This is a genomic window from Pseudomonas sp. FW215-R2, from assembly GCF_058789255.1.
The window spans coordinates 152,694-176,565 of sequence record NZ_JBYTBO010000006.1; the positions used below are offsets into that span (position 1 = coordinate 152,694).

The window sequence follows — 23,872 nt, forward strand, 5'->3', positions numbered from 1 at the left end:
GACCTCACGACGTTACGAGCAGAAATCCAGCGGCAGACGACGCGGTACGAACTGGCCTTTGCCCAGTTGTTCGGCATCGCGCAGGGTGCGCCAGGTGTAATCCAGCGCGGTACGCACGGCGCTGGCCAGGTTTTCGCCCAGTGCCAGTCGGCCGGCGAGGGTGCTGGCCAACGTGCAGCCGGAACCATGGTAGCTGCCGGGCAGACGCTGGCACTTGAAGGTTTCGCGCAGGCCGTCGCGGCTGTACAGGCGATTGTGGATTTCGGTTTCGTCGCCGTGACCGCCGGTGATCAGCAGGTTCTTGATGAACGGCAGGAGTTTTTCAGCACACTCGTCCGCGGTGCCTTCTGGCAGTTCGGCGAGGATCCGGGCTTCGGGAAGGTTGGGAGTGGCGATGATCGACAGCGGCAGCAGGCGTTCGCGCATGGCGTAGCCGACTTCGTCCTTGCCCAGGCGTCCGCCGCCGCCGGCGCGCAGCACCGGGTCGCAGACCACTGGCAAGTGCGGGTGCGCCTGAAGCAGTTCGACAACGGTGTCGACCATTTCCAGGGAACCGAGCATGCCCAGTTTCACTGCCGCGACTTCGGAATCGTTGAGCACGGCATTGGCCTGGGCCAGTACCCACTCACGGTCGAGGACGCGAAAGTCAGTGACGTTGACGGTGTCTTGCACGGTCAGGGCGGTGACGGCCGGAGCCGCATGGCAACCCTGAGCGAGCAGGGCTTCGATATCTGCCTGCAAGCCGGCGCCACCACTGGGGTCGTGGCCGGAGAGACAGAGGACAACGGGGCGGGAGCTGTAGATATTCATGGTGCGCGAGCTTACCACCAAACCTGTTTTTCGGGTGTTGTGGCACAGCGTTCGGCCGATAACCTCGGTATCCGGATCCACACGGGTTCTCACAATCTGACCGAGTCAACAGCTCTAGCTCGGTGTTTTGCTCTGAAACGCCCGTTCTAGAGCCTTTGTCGGAAAAATTTCCATGGTGCTCAATGGCCATCAACGGCTATGCTAGAGTGGATCCAAACCAATAACAGGTAATACCGGTTTTACGTCATCTCAAAGGGAATGGGGGGCTTCCTGACACAACCGGACAAGCCACGCTGGGGCTTCAATGCGCTATTTGTTGATGTTGCTGTTCTGTTTGCCCCTCCTGGCAAACGCCGTCGAATTCGACGAGTTCACCCAGAGCCTCCCGCTGGGTCGATCCCTGCAAGTGTTCGAAGACCCGAGCGGTCACGCGAGCATTGCCGACGTCCGCGCGCAAGCCGCTGCCGGACAATTCAAGGCCCACGATAAAGCCACGCTCAATGCCGGTTACTCGCGTTCGGCGTTCTGGCTGAAAATCGACCTGCATTACCGCCCGAGCAATCCGGCAGCGCAGCGTACCTGGCTGCTGGAGCTGGCCTATCCGCCACTCGACCATCTCGACCTCTATCTGCCCGATGCCGCCGGTGACTATCGTCTGGTGCGCCAGACCGGGGACGCGCTGCCGTTCGCCAGTCGCGAGATCCGGCAGAACAACTACCTGTTCAACCTTACGTTCCGGCCGGACCAGCAACAGACCGTCTATTTGCGACTGTCCAGCGAAGGCTCGATCCAGGCGCCGGTGACGTTGTGGTCGAGCACCGCGTACCTCGAAGATCAGCCGGTGCGCCTGTACGTGCTGGGCCTGATTTATGGCGTGCTGCTGGGGATGCTGGTCTACAACCTGTTCATCTACCTCAGCGTGCGCGACACCAGTTACCTCTATTACATCTTCTATATCGGCTCGTTCGGCCTGTATCAGCTGTCGGTCAATGGCGCGGCGGTCGAGTATTTCTGGCCGGACAACCCCTGGTGGGCCAACGCTGCGACGCCGTTCTTCATCGGTTGCGCAGGCCTGTTCGGCAGCCAGTTCGCCCGCAGTTTCCTGCAGACCAAGAACCACAGCCGCTGGCTCGACCGTTTGTTGATCGCCCTGATTGCCTTCGGCGCACTGGTAATCGGTCTGTCGCTGATGACCAGTTATGCCCTGGCCCTGCGCCTGGCAACGACCCTGGCGCTGACCTTTACCGTGGTGATCTTCGCCGCCGGGATCCTCGCCTGGTGGCGCGGCCTGCGAGTGGCGCGCTACTTCATCATCGCCTGGTCGGCGTTTCTGCTCGGCGGGATCGTCAACACGATGATGGTCCTGGGATTGCTGCCGAACGTGTTCCTGACCATGTACGCCAGCCAGATCGGCTCGGCCATCGAGGTGGCGCTGCTGTCGCTGGCGCTGGCCGACCGCATCAATGCGATGCGCGAACAACAGGCGCAGACCCTGTTCGACGCCGGCCAGAAGCTGGAAGTGCTCAACCAGCAACTGGCCCACAGCAACAAGCTCAAGGACGAATTCCTCGCGACCCTGACCCACGAACTGCGCACGCCGATGAACGGTGTGATCGGTTCACTCGAGTTGATGCAGACCGTCGAACTGGACCCGGAGCTGGAGCAATACCAGCAGACCGCCGCCGGTTCGGCGCGGGACATGATGCGCATGGTCAACGGCATCCTGACCCTGACCGAACTGCAGGCCGGCAAGCTCAAGGCGACGCCGGGCAGTTTCAGCCTGCGCGCCGTGGTCGAGGCGCTGCGTGTGCAGTTCGATGGCAACGCCTCGAGCAAGTCGCTGGACTTCAAGGTCGACGTGCTGCCGACTCTGCCGGATCGTCTGCAGGGCGACAGCGCCAAACTCGCGCAATGCCTGGAATGCCTGCTGGACAACGCGATCAAGTTCACCCGCGTCGGCGGCCTCGCACTACGGGTTACCGGCAAACCGTCGACAGACAATCGTCTGGCGCTGTCCTTTGCAGTGATCGACACCGGCATCGGCTTCACCGATCTGGGCGAGGCGACGATGTATCAGCGATTCTTCCAGCTCGACGGTTCGATGACCCGCGAATACGGCGGCCTGGGCGTTGGTCTGGCGATCTGCCGACAACTGGTGGAACTGCTCGGCGGCAAGCTCACGCACCGTTCCGAGCCAGGGCGCGGCAGTCGCTTTCAGCTGGATGTCGAGTTTGAGTTGCCGGCGGTTGAAGCGGCGCCGACGCTCGTTCGCGATGCCGTGCGCGCACCGCAGGACTGCACCGTGTTGCTGGTGGACGACAACAGCGTCAATCAGTTGGTGATGCGCGGCATGCTGCTCAAGCTCGGTTTCCGCGTGCGCACTGCCGACCATGGTGCCGCGGCGCTCGAATATTTGCAGCGTGAAGCGTTCGATGCGGTGCTGATCGATTGCCAACTGCCACCGCTTGATGGCGCATCGTTGTGCTGCCAGATCCATGACCTGCCGGGCTGCGCCAACCTGCCGGTGTTCGTGATCGCGCTGGGGGCGGATCGAGAGCATTGCGCATCCGCCGGCTCGATCGATTACCTGAGCAAACCGGTGAAATTTGAAGACTTGCAGGTTGCGATGCAACGGCGCGTGTTGAGTTGTTGATAGGGTGAAAGCGCCGGCATTTAGGCCGGTATGACACTTTGATCGGTTCGGGGGCGGTGCTTAACTGAAGCTCTGGCCGATCAAGGAGCCCCGTCATGAACCTGCATCAGTTCGCCGAAACCCACGAAGTCACCAACCAGCCACCGTCGCTGGACGGCACCAACCTGTACCGCATCGACCTGCCGTTGCAGGAGTGGTCGCGGCGGTTCGGCGCCGGCTGGGCCGAGTCGCGGATCGATGCCTACGGCGCGTTGGCCGGCGGGCCGCTGATGGAGGCCGGGTTCCTCGCCAACCAGAACAAACCGGTGTTCGCCAGCCATGACCGCTACGGTCATCGCGTCGATCTGGTGGAATTTCATCCGGCGTATCACGAGCTGATGCGCACCGCCATCGAACATGGCCTGACGTCGTTGCCCTGGGCTCATCCACAGGACGGCGCCCACGTTGCCCGCGCCTCCATGAGCTATCTGCATAGCCAGGCCGAGGCCGGCAGCGGTTGCCCGTTGACCATGACCTTCGCCAGTGTTCCCGCGCTGCGTTTGCAGCCGGATCTGGCCGAACAGTGGCTGCCGAAAATCCTCGCCACCGAATACGATCCGCGCAATGTCGGCATGGCCCACAAGGCGGGCGTCACCATCGGCATGGCGATGACCGAGAAACAGGGCGGCACCGACGTGCGCGCCAATACCACCAAGGCTTATCCGGTCGGCGCCAGCGGCCCGGGCCAGGCTTATGAACTGGTGGGGCACAAGTGGTTCTGTTCGGCGCCGATGTGCGATGCGTTCCTCACGCTGGCACAGACCGACAAGGGCCTGACCTGCTTCCTGCTGCCGCGCCATCGTCCGGACGATACGCGCAATCAGTTCTATATCCAGCGCCTGAAAAACAAACTCGGCAACCAGTCCAACGCCTCCAGCGAAGTGGAGTTCCGTGGCGCGCTGGCGTGGATGGTCGGTGAAGAAGGGCGCGGGGTGCCGACCATCATCGAGATGGTGGCCATGACCCGTTTCGATTGCATGGTCGGCTCCAGCTCGCTGATGCGTCAGGCCCTGACCCAGGCCAGCCATCACTGCGCCCATCGCAAGGTCGGCGGCAAGCTGCTCAGCGAACAACCGCTGATGCAGAACGTGCTGGCCGATCTGGCGCTGGAAAGCGAAGCCGCGCTGGCCCTGAGTCTGCGCATGGGCAAGGCGCTGGATCATCTGAACGATCGCCACGAAGCGCAGTTCGCCCGACTGGTGACGGCGGTGGGCAAATACTGGATCTGCAAACGCGCGCCGGCCATGATCAATGAAGCCGCCGAATGCATGGGCGGCGCCGGGTATGTCGAAGACAGCATTCTGCCGCGCCTGTACCGCGAAGCGCCGGTGAACTCGACATGGGAAGGCTCCGGCAACGTGCAATGCCTCGATGTGTTGCGTGCACTGTCGAAGGAGCCGGGCGTGCTCGATGTGCTGTTCAACGAGCTGGGCGACGGCCATGGCGACAAACGGCTGGCCGCGCATATCCAGCAATTGCAGGCGTCGTTCAAGGACACCGGCGACATTCAGTACCGTGCGCGGCAATTGACCGAAGACATTGCCCTGGGGCTGCAAGCGAAGCTGTTGCTGGAGGCCGGGAACTCGGCGGTCAGCGATGCGTTTATCGCCAGTCGTCTGAGCGGTGGCGGCCGGGTCTACGGTGCCTTGCCCCGTGGGCTGGATGTCGAGTCCATCGTCGCCCGCTCGACACCGCAAGGTTTCTGAAGGGCGATTGCGACAAAGCCATTACGCCACTGTTTCCGTGACGCCACGATGCAGGCAAGATGAAGCTCTGCAAGTCAGAACACAGGAAGCTGATCGTGACCGAAGCGTTTATTGTCGTTCAAACCGCCGAACAAGCCGTGGATCGTCTGGCCGAGCTGCATGAGCGGGCCACCACGGCGCTGAACTCGGCGCTCAAGCGTTATCTCAAGGATCGCGTCGAGCCCGACGCCGAGCAACGTGCCCTGTTCCGTTATCCCGAACTGCGTCTGACCTACCACTGCCAGGGCGAAGTCCCGCAAACCACCCGCGCTTACGCCAAGGTGCAGTTGCCGGGCACCTACAGCGTGACCGTCACCCACCCGGCGGCGTTTCGCAAATACCTGCTGGAGCAGCTCACGCCGCTGATGCACGACTTCACGGTGACCGTGGAAGTCGGGGTCAGCGCACAGAACATTCCATATCCGTACGTGGTCGAGCAGGGCGATGAACTGGCCGGCTCCGGCGTCACCGCCGCCGTGCTGGCGCGGGTGTTCCCGAGTACCGACCTGTCTGCTGCCACCGACGGTATCGCCGACGGTCTCTACGACTGGGAAAACACCGATCCGCTGCCGCTGGCATTGTTCGATGCGGCGCGCGTCGACTTCTCGCTGCGTCGCCTGGTGCACTACACCGGCAGCGACTGGCGCCATGTGCAGCCGTGGATCCTGCTGACCAACTACCACCGCTATGTCGATCAGTTCATCCTTCATGGCCTGGAGCAATTGCGCCGCGACCCGCGTTTCGTGCGCATGGTGTTGCCGGGCAACGTGATCATCGAAAAGGGCATGGACCACGGCGAAGCCTCGGCCATTGCGGCCGGTGTGGTCTGGCACCGCTATCAGATGCCGGCCTATCACCTGATCGCCAGCGATGGCCACGGCGTGACCCTGGTGAACATCGGCGTCGGCCCGTCCAACGCCAAGAACATCACCGACCACCTGGCGGTGCTGCGTCCGCATTGCTGGCTGATGATCGGTCACTGCGGCGGCCTGCGTCAGTCGCAGACCATCGGCGACTACGTATTGGCCCACGCTTACATGCGTCGCGACGGGATTCTCGACCGGGTGGTGCCGCCGAACATTCCGATCCCGGCGCTGGCCGAGGTGCAATTGGCGTTACAACAAGCGGCTGCCAACATCACCGGCGAGAAGGGCGACGACCTGAAGAAACGCCTGCGCACCGGCACCGTGCTGACCTACGACGACCGTAACTGGGAATTGCGCTGGGCCCAGGAACGACCGCTGATCAACCTGTCCCGCGCCGTGGCCGTGGACATGGAAAGCGGCACCATCGCCGCCCAGGGTTATCGCCTGCGGGTGCCGTACGGCACGTTGTTGTGTGTGTCGGACAAGCCGCTGCACAGCGAAATCAAGCTGCCGGGCTCGGCCAACGCGTTCTACGAGCGCGCGGTGAGCCAGCACTTGAAGATCGGTATCGAAGCGGTGGACCTGCTGCGCACCGAACTCAACTCGCTGCACTCGCGCAAACTGCGCAGCTTCGACGAGCCGCCGTTCCGCTAACGGTTTGTCGTGGTCATTTGGCGGTCTGGGCACTAGCATTAGCAGCCCAGATCGCCAGATGTTGTTTTGCCCATGTCCCGTCCCCCACGTCCATCTTCCCGCCGCCCCGGCGCGAAGCCGTCCTCTTCAGCCCCGCGTCGTGTCGCCAAGGCACCACCGGCCGAGCCGAAGTTGATCCTGTTCAACAAACCGTTCGATGTGCTGACGCAATTCAGCGACGGCGAAGGGCGGGCGACGCTCAAGGATTACATCGACGTTCCGGGCATCTACCCGGCCGGGCGGCTGGACCGCGACAGCGAAGGTTTGCTGCTGCTGACCAACGACGGTCAGTTGCAGGCTCGGATCGCCGACCCCAAGCACAAGCTGGCGAAAACCTATTGGGTGCAGGTCGAAGGTGTGCCGACGGCCGAGCAGTTGCAGCGTCTGCGTGACGGCGTCGAACTGAATGACGGCATGACCTTGCCCGCTGAAGCGCGGCAACTGGAGGAGCCTGAACTGTGGCCGCGCAATCCGCCGGTACGCTTTCGTGCAACGATTCCGACAACCTGGCTGGAACTGGTGATTCGCGAAGGCCGCAACCGTCAGGTGCGGCGGATGACGGCGGCGGTCGGGCTGCCGACATTGCGGCTGGTGCGGGTCAGGATTGGTGACTGGACGATCGAAGGGCTCGACCAGGGCCAGTGGAAAGAAGTGCCGGCTCGCTTATAGAGCGCCGGATTCGATCAGACCGATCACCACGCTCTTGATGATGAACGCGGCCACGCCGAGGCCCAGCACGAAGAACAGAATGAACGAGCCGAAGCGCCCGGCCTTGGACTTCTTCGCCAGATCCCAGACGATGAAACCCATGAAAATGATCAGGATGCTGACCAGACCGGTCATCATCCACTCTTCAAATACTGCTGGATCCATCGGGCATCTCCGGCGCTGTGCGGCTGAAAGGGCGGCCGGGAGTATACGCCAGCGGCGAACGACGCAGCATTGACCTGCGTCGGTGTGCCGCAGTCATTCGTCGATTTCAGCTACGCAAATGAGTCAGCGGTAGTTCGGTGCTGTTGAGCACCTGATTGAGCACAAAGCTCGAGCGCACGCTGGTCACGCCTTCGATGCGGGTCAGGTGCCCCAGCAGCAGCTTCTGATAATGGTCCATGTCCGGCACCACCACTTTCAGCTGATAGTCGGCATCCACCCCGGTGACCAGGCTGCATTCCAGCACTTGCGGCAAGGTGCGGATCGCTGCTTCGAAGTTCTCGAAACGCTCCGGCGTGTGCCGGTCCATGCCGATCAGCACGTAGGCGGTCAGGCTCAGGCCGAGCATCTTGCGATCGAGCAGGGCCACCTGACGCGAAATGTAGCCGTCGTCCTCCAGTTGCTTGACCCGGCGCGAGCACGGGGAGGGCGACAGACCGATGCGCTCGGCCAGTTCCTGGTTGGAGATGCGGGCGTCGCGCTGCAATTCCGCCAAAATGCTGAGGTCGTAACGGTCGAGTTTGCTCATCAATCGGTCCTTTGTCCTAACTATTGCGGCGGATTATCTATCCAGGGTTAAAAATTGCGCAAGTGATGTTTATTTGAGCAATCTTCGCAATCATCTGTCGCAGCCTCCGGCCTATTCTTATCACCAGAATCACTGCTCGGTAACACAGTCCACGCGGCCCGCCCTATCCGGCCTGCCGCGGCCGCCACCCCCACCGGGGTTGTGCCGGCCCCCGAGCTGCACACTGTCCAGAAGACGGCGTGAGGTGAGCCGACGTCAAAAGCGTCGAGCCAGGACGAAGTTCTCTAAAAGGGAGGCCGACGGGTCTCCCTTTTTTCTTGCCCGCAATTTGGCCTCGCTCGCTCAATAAATAAATGGCGTGACTGATAACCTGTAGCAGAACCCGGTGTGCCCATTCCCGGTCTTAGCTACAAACCCTCTTAATTACAGGGTCCAGCCCGCAGTGAGGAATTTCATGAAGTCGCGTATCTGGCGTCTGGCCAGTGTTGGTGTGCTGTGTGTGAGTGTCTGTGCGCAAGCGCTGGCCGATGAGCCGCAGAATCGCGGCCCTGAAAATGGCGGACGCGAACGGGAACACCAGGAAAACAATCAGGGCCACGGCGGCAACAATCAGCCGCGCCCGCAGAACAACGAAATCATTCGCGGCGACAACAGCCGCCAGTTCGAGCACAACGGTCAGCAGCACAACAATGGGCAGTGGCAGAACCACGACCAGAACCGTCCGGCCTACAATCCCAATCCGGTTCGCCAGCCGCCACCGCCGCCACAACTGCCGGCCAACAGCCTGCCGATCCAGCCACGCCCCGACACCGTGCGCCAGACTCAGGAACCGCGTCAGGGCTATTACCGCGATGAGCGTCCACAGAATGGTTACCACCAGAACTGGCAGACCGGCAATCGTCCCAACGACAACCGCTGGCCGGGTCGTCCGGACGGGCATGGCAACGGCTGGGGCCCCGGCCCGCAATACCGGCCGGGCCATGTGATCGACCGTTTCCCGGATCGTGACTTCCGCGTGCCATATCGTGGCCAGGATTACTTCTACTCCGGCGGTTACTGGTATCGCCCGCAAGGCCCGCGCTACATCGTGGTTCAGCCGCCACGCGGTATTCGTATCCAGTACCTGCCGGATTACGCGCGTGAAGTGTGGATCGGCGGTTCGCTGTTGTTCCTGGCGGCAGGCTCGTACTACGCCTACCAAGAAGCGACGCAGGATTACGTGGTGGTCGAGCCACCGGTGCAGCAACCTCCGCAACCGGCGAGCAACGGCTATGACGTCGAAGCGTATCCCGCCAACGGCCAGTCGCCGGAGCAAGTCCAGCAGGATGGCTACCAGTGCTATCAGTACGCGGTGCAGCAAAGCGGTTTCGATCCGCGCACCGCGACCTACCAGCCCGCACCCGAAGTGGTGCAGGCCTACCGCCAGGCCCAGGGCAATTGCCTGAGCAGTCGCGGTTATCAGGTCAGTTATTGAGCCCTGGCGGCCTTGACCACTTCCTGCGGGTCGGCGTGCACCAGCACTTCGGCCCGTGGGTAGGCGGCATGAATCGCATCCGCCGCCTGATCGCTGATGCCATGGGCGACTGACAGCGTCAGATCCCCCGGCAATTCCAGGTGCAACTGCACGAACCAGTGATTGCCGGAAATTCGTGTGCGCAGATCATGTGCGCCCAAAACGCCCGGCACGCCGCACGCCAGTTCGAGCATGTGCTGACTGACATCCACCGGCAGTTCTTCATCCATCAGCACCGAAAAACTTTCCCGGGCGATCTGGATCGCGCTCCAAAGAATGTACGCCGCAATCCCCAGGCCGAACCACGCATCCAGTTGAGCGAAACCCAATCCGGCCAACACCAGCGCGATCAGAATGCTGCCGTTGAGCAACATGTCCGAACGGTAATGCAGCGAGTCCGCTCGCACCGCGTTGGAGCCGGTCTGCTTGATCACCCGGTGCTGCAGCATCAACAGCGCCGCCGTCAGCAGCAGGGAAAACACGATCACCCCGATGCTCAGCCAAGGCGCGCCGAGCGGCTCCGGATTGTTCAAGCGCTCATAAGCCTGAAACGCGATCAGCACCGCACTGCCGCCAATGAACAGCGCCTGTGCCATGCCCGCCAGGGACTCGGCCTTGCCGTGACCATAACGGTGATCGTCATCCGCCGGCCGCAGCGCGTAATGCACCGCCAGCAGATTGAGCAGCGAGGTGACGCCATCGAGGGCCGAATCGGTGAGGCCGGCGAGCATGCTCACCGAACCGCTCAGCCACCAGGCGATGGCTTTGGCGATGATCAGCGTACAGGCCACCGCCACCGAGGCGCGGGTCGCCAGCCTCAGCAGGCGGGCGTGTTCGGGGCTGGAGGTCATGGGGGCGTTGATTCCTTATGCGGCAGGTTGCAGGCCGAACATCGCCAGTTGCTGGGTGCTGCCCTTGTGCTGGATCAGCCGTGGGTCGTCCAGCGGCAGATTGCGGCCGAGTTCTGTTTCGAGAATAGCCTGCAACTTGAGGTTATCGACCTGGCCGTCCGGGCCGATGGCTTGCTTGAGCTTGGCCGGATCGACCTGCGCCGTGTGGCCCGGTTCGAAATAGATCGCGCCGGTGGTGAAGTCCACGGCAAACGCGATCACGCCCGGAAGGATATAGAACAACAGGCCCACGGCATCGAGCACGGCAATCGCCGGGTCGATCTTGCCGTCGATCTGGCCGCGCCGGTCGGGATAGAAAATCGAACCGCACGCGGTGATCTGAGTGAGCAGGGTGGCAACCAGTACACCGCCGATCAGGCGAAAAGGTAAGCGCATGGGAATCTCCTGAGTCATCTATTAACGAAGCGTCATCGTGTGAAGTTAAGACCCTGACGAACGCTCAGCAGTTCGCCGTTATACTCGGCCCGGCAGGGCATGCCCACAGTAAATTGCGGCCCCGTCTCACCCCTATCGAAATACGTTGAGGATTGAAGTTGTTTTCTCCAGATCCATATCGCGTGATGGCTACCGAATCCTTCCGGGGTTCGGCCCTCCGGGCTAAAGCTGTGAGCGCGCCATGCTGCGTTGCGGGACTTGGTAAGGAAACGACCCTTACCTGCGTCCCGCGCCTTGCCTGGCACGCTCACAGCTTTAACGCGACTCGCAATTTACTGTGGGCACGCCCTGGGGAGCCAGTATGAATTCGTTGCCAATCGATGAAGTTTTACCCGCCCTGCGTGAAGCCCTCGCGACACGCCACGAAGCCGTGCTCGAAGCACCGCCCGGTGCTGGTAAAACCACCCGCGTGCCCTTGGCCCTGCTCGATGAAGCGTGGTTGAACGGGCAGACCATTCTCATGCTCGAACCCCGTCGGTTGGCCGCGCGCGCAGCCGCAGAACGGCTGGCCAGCGAGCTGGGCGAGAAGGTCGGTGAAACCGTCGGTTATCGCATCCGTCTCGACAGCAAGGTCGGCCCCAATACGCGCATCGACGTGGTCACCGAAGGCATTCTCACCCGGCGCTTGCAGGACGACCCGGCGCTGGAAGGCGTGGGTCTGCTGATCTTCGACGAATTCCACGAACGCAGCCTCGACGCCGATCTGGCGCTGGCGCTCAGTCTGAACGGTCGCGAACTGTTTCGAGCTGAACAACCGCTGAAGATTCTGCTGATGTCCGCCACCCTCGAAGGCGAGCGTCTGGCCGGCTTGCTCGACGACGCACCGATCCTGCGCAGCGAGGGCCGGATGTTCCCGGTGACGATGCGCTGGGGCCGGCCGTTCCAGCCCGGCGAATACATCGATCAACGCGTCACACAAACGGTGCTCGAAGCCCTGCACGACGAAACCGGCAGCCTGTTGGTGTTCCTGCCGGGGCAGGCGGAAATCCGGCGTGTTCATCAGCAATTGGCGGACGCCATCGGTGAGCGCAGCGACGTGTTGCTCTGCCCGTTGCACGGCGAACTCGACCTGAACGCCCAGCGTGCCGCCATCGACCCGGCCCCGGCTGGCCAGCGCAAAGTGGTGCTGGCCACCAACATCGCCGAGACCAGCCTGACCATCAACGGTGTGCGCGTGGTGATCGACGCCGGGCTGGCGCGAGTGCCGCGTTTCGATCCGGGCAGCGGCATGACCCGCCTCGACACCCAACGCATCTCCAGGGCCAGCGCCACTCAGCGCGCGGGCCGGGCCGGGCGTCTGGAACCGGGCGTGTGTTATCGCCTGTGGTCGCAGGATCAGCATGAGCAACTGGCGGCTTATGGCAGTGCGGAAATTCTTTCGGCGGATCTCGCCGGTCTCGCTTTGCAACTCGGGCGTTGGGGCGTGGCGCCGAGTGATCTGATCTGGCTGGACGTACCGCCAGCGGCCGCTTATGCACAGGCGCAGGATTTGTTGCAGCGCCTCGGTGCGCTGGACGGCGAAACTCTCAACCGTCACGGTCAGGCCATGGCCGAACTGCCGGCGCATCCGCGCATCGCGCATTTATTGCTACGCGGTCAGGCGTTGGGGCTGGCGACCATGGCGTGCGACGTCGCTGCGTTGCTCGGCGAGCGGGATATCTTGCGCGGCGCCGGGGCGGATCTGCACAGTCGTCTGGTGCTGCTGTCCGGCGAAGAACGTGCGGCGCGCGGTGCTCAGGGCGGCGTGCAGCGCGCCCGGCAACTGGCGCGGCAATATCGTGGTTATCTGCGCGGTAAGGCGAGTGAACCGGTCGCCGACCCGGATCACCCGCGCTGGCTCGGCGCCTTGCTGGCGCTGGCCTACCCGGACCGCGTCGCCCAGCAGCGGCGCGCCGGTGGTGCCGAATATCGACTGGCCAACGGCCGTGCGGCGTTGTTCGCCGAAGCCGACAGCCTGATGAAAGAACCGTGGATCGTCATTGCCGACTTGGGCAGCCGTCAGGGGCAACGCGAGGAACGGATTTATCTGGCGGCGGATTTTGATCCGGCGCTGTTCGATTCGGTGCTGGCCGAACAGGTACACAACGTCGATCAACTGGACTGGGACGAACGCGAGGGCGTGCTGCGTGCTGAGCGTCAGCGCAAGGTTGGCGAACTGATCCTCAGCCGCGAACCGCTGACCGGTCTCGACGAAAACGCCCGCAGTCAGGCACTGGTCAATCTGGTGCGGCGCAAGGGTCTGGAACTGCTGCCGTGGACCCCGGAGCTGCGCCAATGGCAGGCGCGAGTCGCGTTGCTGCGCCAGCTCGATCTGGACACCAAGGGCGACAGCCAATGGCCGGACGTCAGCGACGCCACACTACTGAAAACCCTTGAAGACTGGCTGATGCCTTATCTGGGCAAGGTCTCGCGGCTCAGCCATTTCGCCAACCTCGACCTGTCGAGCATCGTGCGCAATCTGCTGCCGTGGCCACTGCCGCAACAACTTGACGAACAGGCACCGCATCACCTGAGCGTGCCGTCGGGCTCGTCGATTCGCCTCGACTACAGCGAGCAGCCACCGATTCTCGCCGTGCGTTTGCAGGAGTTGTTCGGCCTCGCCGACACACCGCGCATTGCCGGCGGGCGGCAAGTGGTCAAGTTGCATCTTCTATCGCCAGCACGGCGGCCGGTGCAGGTGACGCAGGATCTGGCCAACTTCTGGCGCAGCACCTATGCGGAAGTGAAGAGGGATTTGAAGGGGCGGTATCCGAAGCATTACTGGCCGGATGATCCGCTGGTGGCTGAAGCCACTGCGCGGGCCAAACCGCGCGGTACGTGAGGTTCAGCGACTGGCCTTGGCGGTCAATTGTTCCCGGCAATAATCGGCAAACAACTGCGCAGGTTTGGTCAGTTGTCCGCGCTTGAGCCACGCCGCTACCAGCCCTGAACCGGTGACGTCTTCGACGATGTCCACGCACACGACTTTCTTGCCGTCGTAGGTGCATTCCGAGTGCGGGCGGGTGACCAGGATCGAGAAGCCGAAACCCTGGCCGACCATGCCGCGCACCATTTCGATCGACGGCGAGCTGAACTCGATGCGCGGCGAAAGCCCGAGCTCTTCGAACAGGCTGACGAAGTAGGTGCGGCTCGGTTGTACGTCGAGCAGGATCATCGGCTCCAGGCACAAGTCCCGCAGCGAAACCTGCTTGAGCTGGGCGAAGCGATGATCTGCCGGCAGCAAGGCGTAAGGCCGCTGGGCCGGCATCAAGGGTTCGGTTTCGATGGTGGCGTCGAGGTCGTGCTTGTACAGGATCGCGAGGTCGAAGGTGCCCGAGGTCAGGCCTTGCACCAGTTCCTGTTGTTCGCCGTCGCGGATGCGGATCTTCACCCCCGGATACAGCGCCGAGAAGCCGGCAATCAGTTGTGGCAAGTACAGCGGCGCGACGGTTTCGAAACAGCCGATATCGATCTGCCCGGCCACCACGTCGTTGTCGGCGAGGGCGTTCTGTTCGAACTCCTTGGCCATGCGCAGCAGTTCCTGGGCCTTGCGGAAGAACCGCGCGCCGCTCGGCGTCAGGGACACGCCCTGAGCGTGATGGCGGATCAACAGTTGCACGCCGAAGCTGTCTTCCAGCCCCTTGATCGCCGTGGAAATCGCCGGTTGCGCGATGTACAGCTTGCGCGAGGCTTCGGCGACGCTGCCGCATTCGACGGTGGTGATGAAGTATTTCAACTGACGCAGGTTGTAAGCGGCCACGGTGAACCTCAAAGCGAACGGATTCCACATCCAAGCAATTTGTACGCCGCCGGCCTCCGTTCTGTCGGCAGTTTTTTTGTCCCTGAACAATAGCCCCATACGCGCGCGAGGGGGCTATCGGCTGGTTACCTTTTTTATTGTCTGCGAAGACATTTTTACTGGTTTTAGCTCGCACGGGCCTGAGCGACTATCACTGCGCACTGTTCTCAAAAGAATAAAAGTCCAAGGAGCAACCACCGTGTTCGAGCTTGCAGACTGGCAGCGCAAGGCCGCTGAATTGAGTTTTCCTGATCAGGCCGTGATCGACGGCAAGTTGCGTTCAGCTCAGTTGGGGCAGACCTTTGCCGCGATCAACCCGGCCACCGGCCAGCTTCTGGCAAACGTCGCCGCGTGCGGTGAAGAAGATGTCGACGCGGCGGTGCGCAATGCGCGGCAGGTATTCGAGGCCGGCACCTGGGCCGGGCGTTCACCGACCGAGCGCAAGCAAGTCTTGTTGCGTCTGGCGGATCTGATTCTGGCCAATCGCGAAGAGCTGGCGCTGCTCGATTCGCTGAACATGGGCAAACCGGTGATGGACGCTTACAACATCGACGTGCCGGGCGCCGCCGGGGTGTTTCGCTGGTACGCCGAAAGCCTCGACAAACTCTACGATCAAGTCGCGCCGAGCGCTTCGAATGTGCTGGCGACCATCACCCGCGAAGCGCTGGGCGTGGTCGCCGCCGTGGTGCCTTGGAACTTCCCGCTGGACATGGCCGCGTGGAAACTCGCCCCGGCGCTGGCGGCGGGCAACTCGGTCATTCTCAAACCCGCCGAGCAATCACCTTTTTCCGCATTGCGTCTGGCCGAACTGGCGCTTGAAGCCGGGCTGCCGGCCGGTGTGTTGAACGTGCTGCCGGGGCTCGGCGAACAAACCGGTAAAGCCCTGGGCCTGCACCCGGATGTCGATTGCCTGGTGTTCACCGGCTCGACGCAGGTCGGCAAATATTTCATGCAGTACTCCGCGCAGTCGAACCTCAAGCAGGTGTGGCTGGAGTGCGGCGGCAAGAGCGCCAACCTAGTGTTCGCCGACTGCAAGGATCTGGATCTGGCGGCGCAGAAAGCCGCATTCGGGATCTTCTTCAATCAGGGCGAAGTCTGCTCGGCCAACTCGCGATTGCTGGTGGAGCGCTCGATTCATGATGAGTTCGTCGAGCGACTGAAGGCCCAGGCCGAACGCTGGCAGCCGGGCGATCCGCTGGATCCGGCGAGTGCGGCCGGGGCGATTGTCGAGACTCGTCAGACCGAAAGTATTCTGCGCTTCATCCATCAGGCAGAGCGCGAAGGTGCGACCCTCGTCTGCGGCGGGCGACAACTGAGTTTCAACGGTTCGGACAACTACGTTCAGCCGACGATTTTCACCGACGTGCAGCCGCACATGACCCTGTTTCGCGAAGAAGTGTTCGGCCCGGTGCTGGCGGTGATGCCGTTCGATGACGAGGCCCACGCCTTGCAACTGGCCAACGACAGCGTCTACGGTCTGGCGGCGTCGCTGTGGACGGATGATCTGCATCGCGCGCACCGGGTGGCGCGGCAATTGCGAGCCGGTACGGTGTCGGTCAACAGCGTCGATGCGCTGGACGTGACCGTGCCGTTCGGCGGCGGCAAGCAATCCGGTTTCGGCCGCGATCTGTCGCTGCACTCGTTCGACAAATACACCCAGTTGAAAACCACCTGGTTTCAACTGCGCTCATGACAGCCGCTCACAACAAAAAAGGAGATCCGGCGATGACCACCTCACGTGAAACCCGCGACTACCAGGCCGCCGATGCAGCGCACCACATTCATGCGTTCGTCGACCAGAAGGCCCTCAACGACGAGGGCCCACGGGTGATGGTGCGCGGCGACCGCCTGCACCTGTGGGACAACGACGGTCGGCGTTACCTCGACGGCATGTCCGGGCTGTGGTGCACCAACCTCGGCTACGGGCGCAAGGACCTGAACGCGGCGGCGAGTCGGCAACTGGAGCAGTTGCCGTACTACAACATGTTTTTCCACACCACTCACCCGCAGGTGATCGAGCTCTCCGAGCTACTGTTCAGCCTGCTGCCGGGGCACTACAGCCACGCGATCTACACCAACTCCGGCTCCGAGGCCAACGAGGTGTTGATCCGTACCGTGCGCCGTTACTGGCAGGTGCTGGGCAAGCCCGAGAAGAAAATCATGATCGGCCGCTGGAACGGCTACCACGGTTCGACCCTGGCCGCGACGGCGCTCGGCGGCATGAAGTTCATGCACGAAATGGGCGGGATGATTCCCGACATCGCGCACATCGACGAGCCGTACTTCTTCGCTCATGAAGGCAACCTGACCCCGGCGGAATTCGGCCTGCGGGCGGCGCAGCAACTGGAAGCGAAGATCCTCGAACTGGGCGCGGACAAGGTCGCAGGTTTCATCGCCGAGCCGTTCCAGGGCGCGGGCGGGATGATCTTCCCGCCGGAAAGCTACTGGCCGGAAATCCAGCGCATCTGCCGCAAATACGATGTGCTGTTGTGCGCCGATGAAGTGATCGGCGGCTTCGGTCGCACCGGCGAATGGTTTGCCCACGAATACTTCGGTTTCGAGCCGGACACTCTGTCCATCGCCAAGGGTTTGACCTCCGGTTACATCCCGATGGGTGGCCTGATCCTGTCGAAGAAAATGGCCGACGTGCTGGTGGAGCAGGGCGGCGTATTCGCCCACGGCCTGACCTATTCCGGGCACCCGGTGGCGGCGGCGGTGGCGATTGCCAACCTCAAGGCATTGCGCGATGAAGGCGTGGTGACGCGGGTCAAGGATGACATCGGGCCGTACCTGCAGCAGTGTCTGCGCGAGGTGTTCGGCAATCACCCGTTGGTGGGCGATATCCAGGGCACGGGCATGGTCGCGGCGCTGCAACTGGCCGAAGACGAGGCGACACGCAAGCGCTTCGCCAACGAGAACGACATCGCCTGGCGCTGCCGCACGATCGGTTTTGAAGAGGGGGTGATCATTCGCTCGACCCTGGGGCGAATGATCATGGCGCCGGCGCTGATTGCCAGCCGTGAAGAGATAGACGAGCTGGTGGGCAAGACGTTGAAAGCGCTGGATCGTACGGCGCAGGAATACGGCCGGCTCTAACTCCCAATATCGTTCCCACGTCGAGGCGTCGAACCGTCTGCGTGGGAACGCCTCAAGGGACGCTCCGCGTTCCAGCTCTCGAATGGGACGCAGAGCGTCCCGGGCTGCATTCCCACGCGGAGCGTGGGAACGATCTCCGCCAGACTTTTCCCAATCTGCACCCACCTCGGGCACCCCCGCCCGACGCGCCCTTTCGCGGTGCGCACTACCCAGTTTTTTCATCGTTCGCGTCTAACTATTTCCTCGTTTTCCTGACGCCAAGCCTGGGTCAACATCGATTTCGCCAGCCAAGGCATTGCCCGCCAGAGTCCAGCAGAGACCGCAGCGTGCAATCGCGACACCACGGCTGGCCGTACTGCCCATGACAACTAAATCAACAGCGTTGGGAGTGCTCCATGAACAAGTCCTTGTTTACCCGTCTTGCATGTCCTCTGGCGATTTCCGCCCTTTCAGTCACCGGCGCCCAGGCCGGCACCTTGTCGATCGGCCACACCACGTGGGTCGGTTACGGCACCCTGTATCTGGCCCAGGATCTGGGCTACTTCAAGGAAAACGGCCTGACCGTCGAATTGCCGGTGGTCGAAGAAGCCTCGATGTACATGGCCGCCCAGGCGTCCGGGCAATTGTCCGGCTCGGCCTCGACCATCGACGAAGTGCTCAAGTACCGCCCGCAGTTCTGCTTCAAGGCCGTGGCCGCGCTGGATGACAGCCATGGCGGCGACGGCGTGCTGGTCGGCAAGAACGTGAAGAGCCTGCAGGAACTCAAGGGCCAGGCCGTGGCCGTCAATGAAGGTTCGACCTCGCAGTTCTGGCTGTCGTACCTGCTGAAAAAGAACGGCATGAGCATGAGCGACATCACCGTGCAGAACATGACTGCCGACGATGCCGCCACGGCGTTCATCGCCGGTCGTGTGCCGGCCGCCGTGACTTGGGAACCGCATCTGTCGATGGTGCGCGACAAGCAGCAGGGCAAGGTGCTGATCGACAGCAGCAGTACGCCGGGGGTGATCGTCGATGTGGTGGCGCTCAACTGCACGGTGATCGAGAAGCAGCCGGAAGACGTCAAGGCGCTGGTCGCCGGCCTCTACAAAGCGGTGCAGTACACCAAGGACCATCCACAGAAAGCCTACGAAATCATGGCCAAGGGCGTCGGCGGTTACCTGTCCGATCCGAAGGAACTGGCCGCCGCCGCGCAAGGCGTGCGCTTCTACGATCAGGCCATGAGCGAGAAGCTGCTGGGCAAACCCGGCGCGCCGGGTGACAGCGCACCGCTGATCAAACTGGCCAACGAAACCGCCAGCGAATTGCAGGGCAAGCCCTACAACGTCAGCAACGACGATCTGGTGGATAACCGTTTCGTCAGCCCGCTCTAGGAGATTGGTCATGTTCAAGCGCAATTCATGGCTGAGCCGCTGCATCACGCCGAAGACCGGATTGCCGGTGCCGGTGGTGTGGAGCGCCAGCGGTCTGGCCTGGGTGTTGCTGGTCGGCCTGTGGGCCGGGTTGTCCTACGGCGGCATCGTGCCGGGGATGTTCCTGCCGACGCCCGGCGCGGTGGTTGAAGCCGCCGTGCGCCTGAGCCGCGACGGCACCCTCGGCCAGCATGTCTGGGCCAGTGTCGAAGTGGTGATGGTGGGCTTCATCGTGTCGTCGCTGGTGGCAGTGCCTCTGGGCTTGCTGATGGGCAGCTTCCGTATCGTCCAGGCGTTCCTCGAACCGCTGGTGAATTTCATCCGTTACCTGCCGGTGACCTCGTTCGTGCCGCTGTTCATCCTGTGGATCGGTATCGGTCTGGAGCAGCGGGTGTCGGTGATCATTTTCGGCGTGTTCTTCCAGCAACTGGTGATGGTCGCGGACGTGTCCAAAGGCATTTCCAAGGATTTGATCAACGCCTCTTACACCCTCGGTTCCAACCGGCGTGACGCGGTGCTGCATGTGATCGCCCCGGCGTCGTTGCCGGGTGTGCTCGACACCTTGCGGGTGACCATGGGCTGGGCCTGGACCTATCTGGTGGTCGCCGAACTGGTCGCCGCATCGAGTGGCCTCGGCTACTTGAGCCTCAAGGCCATGCGCGGCTTTCAGGTGGATGTGATTTTTCTCGCCATCGCGATCATCGGCCTGCTCGGCCTGGTCACCGATCAACTGTTCCGCTTCTTGCGTTTGAGGATTGCCGCATGGGCTCAGTAACCGCTGCCAACCGTCGTTTCATCGAGCCGGTCGCCGCACCGGCACTCGCCGCGCCAAGGTTGCAGGTGGACAAGGTCAGCCTGCGCTACAGCAAACCCGGCGGCGGAACATTCACTGCGCTTGAAGAAGTGTCGTTCGAAGTGCCGGATCAGCAATTCGCGGTGCTGGTCGGGCCGTCAGGCTGCGGCAAGTCGAGCCTGCTGTACCTCACCGCCGGCCTGGCCGAGCCGACATCCGGCGAGATCTACGTCGGCGGCCAGCAAGTGCAGGGCCCCGGCGCGGATCGCGGGATGGTGTTCCAGAGCTACACGCTGTTCCCATGGCTGACCGTGCGGCAAAACGTCGAGTTCGGCCTCAAGCGTCGGGGCATGCCGGCGGCGCGGCGCAAGGAGATCGTCGATCACTATGTGCATGAAGTCGGGCTGTCCGGGTTCGCCGACAACTACGCCAAGCAGTTGTCCGGCGGCATGATGCAGCGGGTGGCGATTGCCCGGGCGCTGGCCAACGACCCGCAGATCCTGCTGATGGACGAACCCTTCGGCGCCCTCGATAGCCAGACGCGCCTGCAAATGCAGCAGCTGTTGTTACGGGTGTGGGGCAACAGCAAGAAAACCGTGCTGTTCGTCACTCACGACATCGACGAAGCGATCCTGCTCGGCGATCGGGTGTATGTGATGGGCGCGCGGCCCGGGCGGATCAAGCAGATTCTCGATGTGCCGATCGAACGCCCGCGCACGCTGGACATGGTCATGGAGCGCTCGTTCATCGACATGAAACGGCAGATCTTCGGGCTGTTGCACGACGATCTCGAAGAGGCTCACTGAGATCAGTTGGGTGGCAGGAGGAACTTCGCAATCACCGGCAAATGATCGGAAATGCGCAACGTATCGTCCTGCCGCACTGTGGCTTCGACCCGTTTGATCTTCGGGCTGTAGAACAGGTAATCGACCGTGCGGTCCGGGCCGTTGAGGCCGGGGTCGTTGGGGTAATGGGTCAGCCACTTGGCGCGGTCGATGCCGCTGGCTTCGTTGTTGGTCGGGATCATCGGGTACTTGTCCCACAACAGATGCAGCGCACTGTCCACGGAGTAGGGCGTGCGCTGTTCGGTGGGCAGGCGCCGGTACTGGCCGAGCGGCAAGAGGTTGAAGTCACCCCCGATCAGCCACGGCGTGCCGTGGCTTTCGTGTTTGTCGAGAACCTTGGCCACCGCCGTCACTTGCGCCTGCAAGGTTTCGTCCGGCTGCATGGCGCGATCCAGATGCGTGTTGAACACCACCAGTTGCCCGCCATCGCTGAACGGCAGGGTGGTGGCGAGTAGGGCGTTTTTCGGCTGGAACTGACGGCTGATGATATTCAGCGGCTGCACCGGCAATTGCAGGCGTTCAGCGTGTTCGATGCGCAAGCGACTGAGGGTCGCGAGTTGCCGGCCGACGCTGCCGAAGACATGCGGATCCGGGACGAAATCGGCCTTCCAGTCGAAGGCATGGGCACTGCACGGGTAGAGGTCGGCGAGGCGTTCCTGCAGCAGTTTGAGCTGGTTCTGATAGTCGCTGGCCTTGGCGCCGTCATCCAGTTCCTGCAACAGCACCACGTCTGGCTGTTCGTCGCGGATCACCCGGGCCACTTCATCGAGGCTGAACGCCATGTCTTCCGGGGTGGGTGCTTCGTCGTCGCCTTGCGCCAGGTCATTCCAGAACACATAACGCTTGCCGGCCAGGTATTGCACGTTCCAGGTCATGACCTTCAGCGCCTGGCCGGGCACCAGCGTCGGCGGCTGCCCGGTGCAACTGACCGGCAGGGTCTCCCGGGCGTCGGGGCGCCAGGTCAGGCTGAAAATCATCACGCCGATCAGGGCGACGGCCAGCAGCACGGAGAGCAGGATGTAGCGCAGTAGACGGGTCATGGCTCGGCTTATAGCGATACGGAAGTGGTCCCGAGCATACCCGAGACCCGTCGCTCAGCCCAAGCGCAGAGCGGTCAGGCTATTCCGTCACGTTTGTCGGGTAATTCGCTGATCAACATGAACAGGCGGAACAGCACCACGCTGGTGAACAGTTGCAGGAAGCTGTGGCCACTGTCGATCAGCACGGCGATCAACGGATTCTGCGGATCGGGATAGACCTGCAAGGTCAGGCCCTTGAGCAGCCACAACGGCCCCATCACACAGAGGATGCACGCCAGAATCCGCAGGAAGTGCCCACGGCTCAGGCGCAGGCTTTCCTTCATCGCCTGCAACGGGCCGTAGCCGCGCAGCACCAGCAGGTATTCACCGAAGGCCAGGGTGACCATCAGCCACAGGCCTGGCAGGAAATACAGGGACAGGCCCAGCAGGATCAACATCGTGTTGAGCGCAGTGAGCACGGCGAAACGCGGCCACAGGCGCGCCGACATCGCCAGCAGATCGAGGGTTTGCGGGGATTCGCCGCGGGTGCGGGCGTCGAGAAACAGGATCAGCGCGGCGGTGTACAGCGGATAGACCAGCAGGCCGACGATCACGCTGATGGCCGAATAACCGTCCGGGTCGCTGGCACGATCGACCACTTGTTGCAGCGCGGCTTCGAAGATCACCAGCGGCAGACACAGCTGGACGATCCGCACCAGATTGCGTTTAAAGAAATACAGCGAGTCACGCAGCACATCGAAGGCATTCATCAGTCGGTATCGCAGGTCAAAAACAGTGGCTCACTTTAACCGATGATGTGCTGCCGGGCGCAAACGTAAACGTTCGGTAAAGACCATTGAAACATTCTGTCACTGCCTCCATTACAGAGCTGCGCCTCCTCCACTGTGGAGGAGGGCAACGTTATCCCCGGCAATCTACGAGGTCGCCATGAACAGCGAAGAGCAAACCCTGATCGATGGACTGTTTTCCCGGCTGCAGCAGGCCGAAACGGAGGCAGCCCCGCGTGACGCCCAGGCCGAGGCGCGGATCAAGGAACACCTGACGCGCCAGCCGGCCGCAGGCTATTTCATGACCCAGGCGATTCTGGTGCAGGAGGCCGCGATCAAGAGCCTCGACGAACAGAACAAACAACTGACTCAACAGGTTCAGCAACTGCAGGCCGAACTGCAATCGGCCAAGGCGCAAAGTGCTGCCTCGGCGCCGAGCGGTGGTGGTTTCCTGTCGAGCATCTTCGGTGGCAGCAGCCCGCGCCCGGCGCCGACCCAGAGCGCCCCGGCTTCTACTGGCGGCTGGCGTGAGCCGGCACCGCAGCAGAACTTCGCTGCACCCGCGCCACAACAGAACTTTGGCGCGCCACCACCGGGTTATGGCCAACAGCAAGCGGCCCCGGCGGCGGGCAGCAGCTTCCTCGGCGGCGCCCTGAAAACCGCGGCCGGTGTGGCCGGTGGCGTGATGCTGGCCCAAGGCATCAGCAGCCTGTTCCATCACAACCAGCAGCCGGAAGAAATCGTCGAAGTGATCAAGGAAGAGCCTGCGCAAGTGGCCGATCAGGGTAATAACGGTTGGGGCGATGACCAGCGCATGGCCAACAACGATTCCTTCGGCAACAACCAGGGTGGCTTCACCGACACCGACTACAGCGATGATAACTCATCGTTCTTCGATGACGACGATTCCTTCGTCTGATTCACCATTCGTCCGGGGCGCCTGAGCGCCCCGGGCCGATTATTCGCGGAACCTTCCTTCGGGCTGGCATACTGAGCGCCTTTTTCGGGCCTGGTGCC

The 23,872-nt window shown here is 62.5% G+C and carries 20 protein-coding genes; 12 read left to right on the top strand and 8 right to left on the bottom strand.

The genetic code is table 11. From position 1 onward, the window contains the following. Positions 1 to 12 precede the first annotated feature (12 nt). Positions 13 to 810 carry a hydroxymethylpyrimidine/phosphomethylpyrimidine kinase gene (locus AC3WRD_RS10850; RefSeq protein ID WP_039771996.1) on the bottom strand — a complete coding sequence of 266 codons (798 nt, stop codon included), beginning with the start codon at positions 808 to 810 and terminating at the stop codon, positions 13 to 15. Positions 811 to 1,114: 304 nt separating this feature from the next. On the opposite strand from AC3WRD_RS10850, the gene AC3WRD_RS10855 reads away from it, so the two are divergent. The 4 genes from AC3WRD_RS10855 (at position 1,115) to AC3WRD_RS10870 (ending at position 7,475) form a co-directional block, all read left to right on the top strand. Beyond that, positions 1,115 to 3,463 carry a hybrid sensor histidine kinase/response regulator gene (locus AC3WRD_RS10855; RefSeq protein WP_102620841.1) on the top strand — a complete coding sequence of 783 codons (2,349 nt, stop codon included), beginning with the start codon at positions 1,115 to 1,117 and terminating at the stop codon, positions 3,461 to 3,463. Between the two features lie 95 nt (positions 3,464 to 3,558). Next, a complete protein-coding gene (locus AC3WRD_RS10860) occupies positions 3,559 to 5,208 on the top strand; it encodes an acyl-CoA dehydrogenase family protein (RefSeq protein ID WP_102620840.1) in 1,650 nt (549 codons plus the stop codon). Positions 5,209 to 5,267: 59 nt separating this feature from the next. After that, positions 5,268 to 6,767 (top strand): AMP nucleosidase, encoded by a 1,500-nt coding sequence (gene amn / locus AC3WRD_RS10865; RefSeq protein WP_173861355.1) that lies wholly within the window; start codon positions 5,268 to 5,270, stop codon positions 6,765 to 6,767. Between the two features lie 72 nt (positions 6,768 to 6,839). Next, a complete protein-coding gene (locus tag AC3WRD_RS10870; RefSeq protein WP_102620839.1) occupies positions 6,840 to 7,475 on the top strand; it encodes a pseudouridine synthase in 636 nt (211 codons plus the stop codon). On the opposite strand, the gene AC3WRD_RS10875 is transcribed toward AC3WRD_RS10870, so the two are convergent. Both AC3WRD_RS10875 and AC3WRD_RS10880 read right to left on the bottom strand, forming a co-directional pair. Beyond that, a complete protein-coding gene (locus AC3WRD_RS10875) occupies positions 7,470 to 7,679 on the bottom strand; it encodes a DUF2788 domain-containing protein (protein ID WP_003228500.1) in 210 nt (69 codons plus the stop codon). The two genes, AC3WRD_RS10870 and AC3WRD_RS10875, sit on opposite strands and share 6 nt — an antisense overlap. A gap of 106 nt (positions 7,680 to 7,785) precedes the next feature. After that, on the bottom strand, positions 7,786 to 8,265 hold the full coding sequence (locus AC3WRD_RS10880) for an Lrp/AsnC family transcriptional regulator (RefSeq protein WP_007909658.1): 480 nt from the start codon (positions 8,263 to 8,265) through the stop codon (positions 7,786 to 7,788). A 454-nt stretch (positions 8,266 to 8,719) separates the two neighbouring features. Here AC3WRD_RS10880 and AC3WRD_RS10885 point away from each other — a divergent pair, with 454 nt between their 5' ends. Next, the gene (locus AC3WRD_RS10885) at positions 8,720 to 9,739 is read left to right on the top strand and encodes a DUF6515 family protein (RefSeq protein WP_102620838.1); all 1,020 of its coding nucleotides are present in this window, start codon (positions 8,720 to 8,722) and stop codon (positions 9,737 to 9,739) included. On the opposite strand, the gene AC3WRD_RS10890 is transcribed toward AC3WRD_RS10885, so the two are convergent. Both AC3WRD_RS10890 and AC3WRD_RS10895 read right to left on the bottom strand, forming a co-directional pair. Then, positions 9,733 to 10,629, bottom strand: a complete 897-nt coding sequence (locus AC3WRD_RS10890; protein WP_096820806.1) for a cation diffusion facilitator family transporter — start codon at positions 10,627 to 10,629, stop codon at positions 9,733 to 9,735. The two genes, AC3WRD_RS10885 and AC3WRD_RS10890, sit on opposite strands and share 7 nt — an antisense overlap. Before the next feature lie 15 nt (positions 10,630 to 10,644). Then, positions 10,645 to 11,064: a polyribonucleotide nucleotidyltransferase gene (locus AC3WRD_RS10895; protein WP_102620837.1), complete on the bottom strand. Its 420-nt coding sequence runs from the start codon at positions 11,062 to 11,064 to the stop codon at positions 10,645 to 10,647. A gap of 361 nt (positions 11,065 to 11,425) precedes the next feature. On the opposite strand from AC3WRD_RS10895, the gene hrpB reads away from it, so the two are divergent. After that, complete coding sequence (gene hrpB, locus AC3WRD_RS10900) at positions 11,426 to 13,945, top strand: ATP-dependent helicase HrpB (RefSeq protein ID WP_102620836.1); 2,520 nt, start codon at positions 11,426 to 11,428, stop codon at positions 13,943 to 13,945. Between the two features lie 3 nt (positions 13,946 to 13,948). Here the strand turns inward: hrpB and AC3WRD_RS10905 are convergent, their stop codons facing one another. Continuing rightward, a complete protein-coding gene (locus tag AC3WRD_RS10905) occupies positions 13,949 to 14,863 on the bottom strand; it encodes a LysR family transcriptional regulator (protein WP_007958716.1) in 915 nt (304 codons plus the stop codon). A gap of 238 nt (positions 14,864 to 15,101) precedes the next feature. On the opposite strand from AC3WRD_RS10905, the gene AC3WRD_RS10910 reads away from it, so the two are divergent. From AC3WRD_RS10910 to AC3WRD_RS10930, 5 genes are all read left to right on the top strand, one after another. Beyond that, positions 15,102 to 16,595, top strand: a complete 1,494-nt coding sequence (locus AC3WRD_RS10910; RefSeq protein WP_102620835.1) for an aldehyde dehydrogenase — start codon at positions 15,102 to 15,104, stop codon at positions 16,593 to 16,595. Between the two features lie 32 nt (positions 16,596 to 16,627). Then, positions 16,628 to 17,998 carry an aspartate aminotransferase family protein gene (locus AC3WRD_RS10915; RefSeq protein WP_102620834.1) on the top strand — a complete coding sequence of 457 codons (1,371 nt, stop codon included), beginning with the start codon at positions 16,628 to 16,630 and terminating at the stop codon, positions 17,996 to 17,998. Between the two features lie 395 nt (positions 17,999 to 18,393). Continuing rightward, positions 18,394 to 19,371: an ABC transporter substrate-binding protein gene (locus tag AC3WRD_RS10920; protein ID WP_096820810.1), complete on the top strand. Its 978-nt coding sequence runs from the start codon at positions 18,394 to 18,396 to the stop codon at positions 19,369 to 19,371. A 10-nt stretch (positions 19,372 to 19,381) separates the two neighbouring features. Continuing rightward, positions 19,382 to 20,185: an ABC transporter permease gene (locus tag AC3WRD_RS10925; protein ID WP_085732919.1), complete on the top strand. Its 804-nt coding sequence runs from the start codon at positions 19,382 to 19,384 to the stop codon at positions 20,183 to 20,185. Beyond that, the gene (locus AC3WRD_RS10930) at positions 20,173 to 21,009 is read left to right on the top strand and encodes an ABC transporter ATP-binding protein (RefSeq protein ID WP_064382153.1); all 837 of its coding nucleotides are present in this window, start codon (positions 20,173 to 20,175) and stop codon (positions 21,007 to 21,009) included. Before AC3WRD_RS10925 ends, AC3WRD_RS10930 begins: the two co-directional genes overlap by 13 nt. 2 nt (positions 21,010 to 21,011) lie before the next feature. Here AC3WRD_RS10930 and AC3WRD_RS10935 read toward each other — a convergent pair whose 3' ends face one another. Further along, positions 21,012 to 22,088 carry an endonuclease/exonuclease/phosphatase family protein gene (locus tag AC3WRD_RS10935; protein WP_096820811.1) on the bottom strand — a complete coding sequence of 359 codons (1,077 nt, stop codon included), beginning with the start codon at positions 22,086 to 22,088 and terminating at the stop codon, positions 21,012 to 21,014. Between the two features lie 74 nt (positions 22,089 to 22,162). Further along, complete coding sequence (locus AC3WRD_RS10940) at positions 22,163 to 22,837, bottom strand: YciC family protein (protein ID WP_102620832.1); 675 nt, start codon at positions 22,835 to 22,837, stop codon at positions 22,163 to 22,165. Between the two features lie 178 nt (positions 22,838 to 23,015). On the opposite strand from AC3WRD_RS10940, the gene AC3WRD_RS10945 reads away from it, so the two are divergent. Then, positions 23,016 to 23,774 (top strand): DUF2076 domain-containing protein, encoded by a 759-nt coding sequence (locus AC3WRD_RS10945; protein ID WP_102620831.1) that lies wholly within the window; start codon positions 23,016 to 23,018, stop codon positions 23,772 to 23,774. Positions 23,775 to 23,872 lie beyond the last annotated feature (98 nt).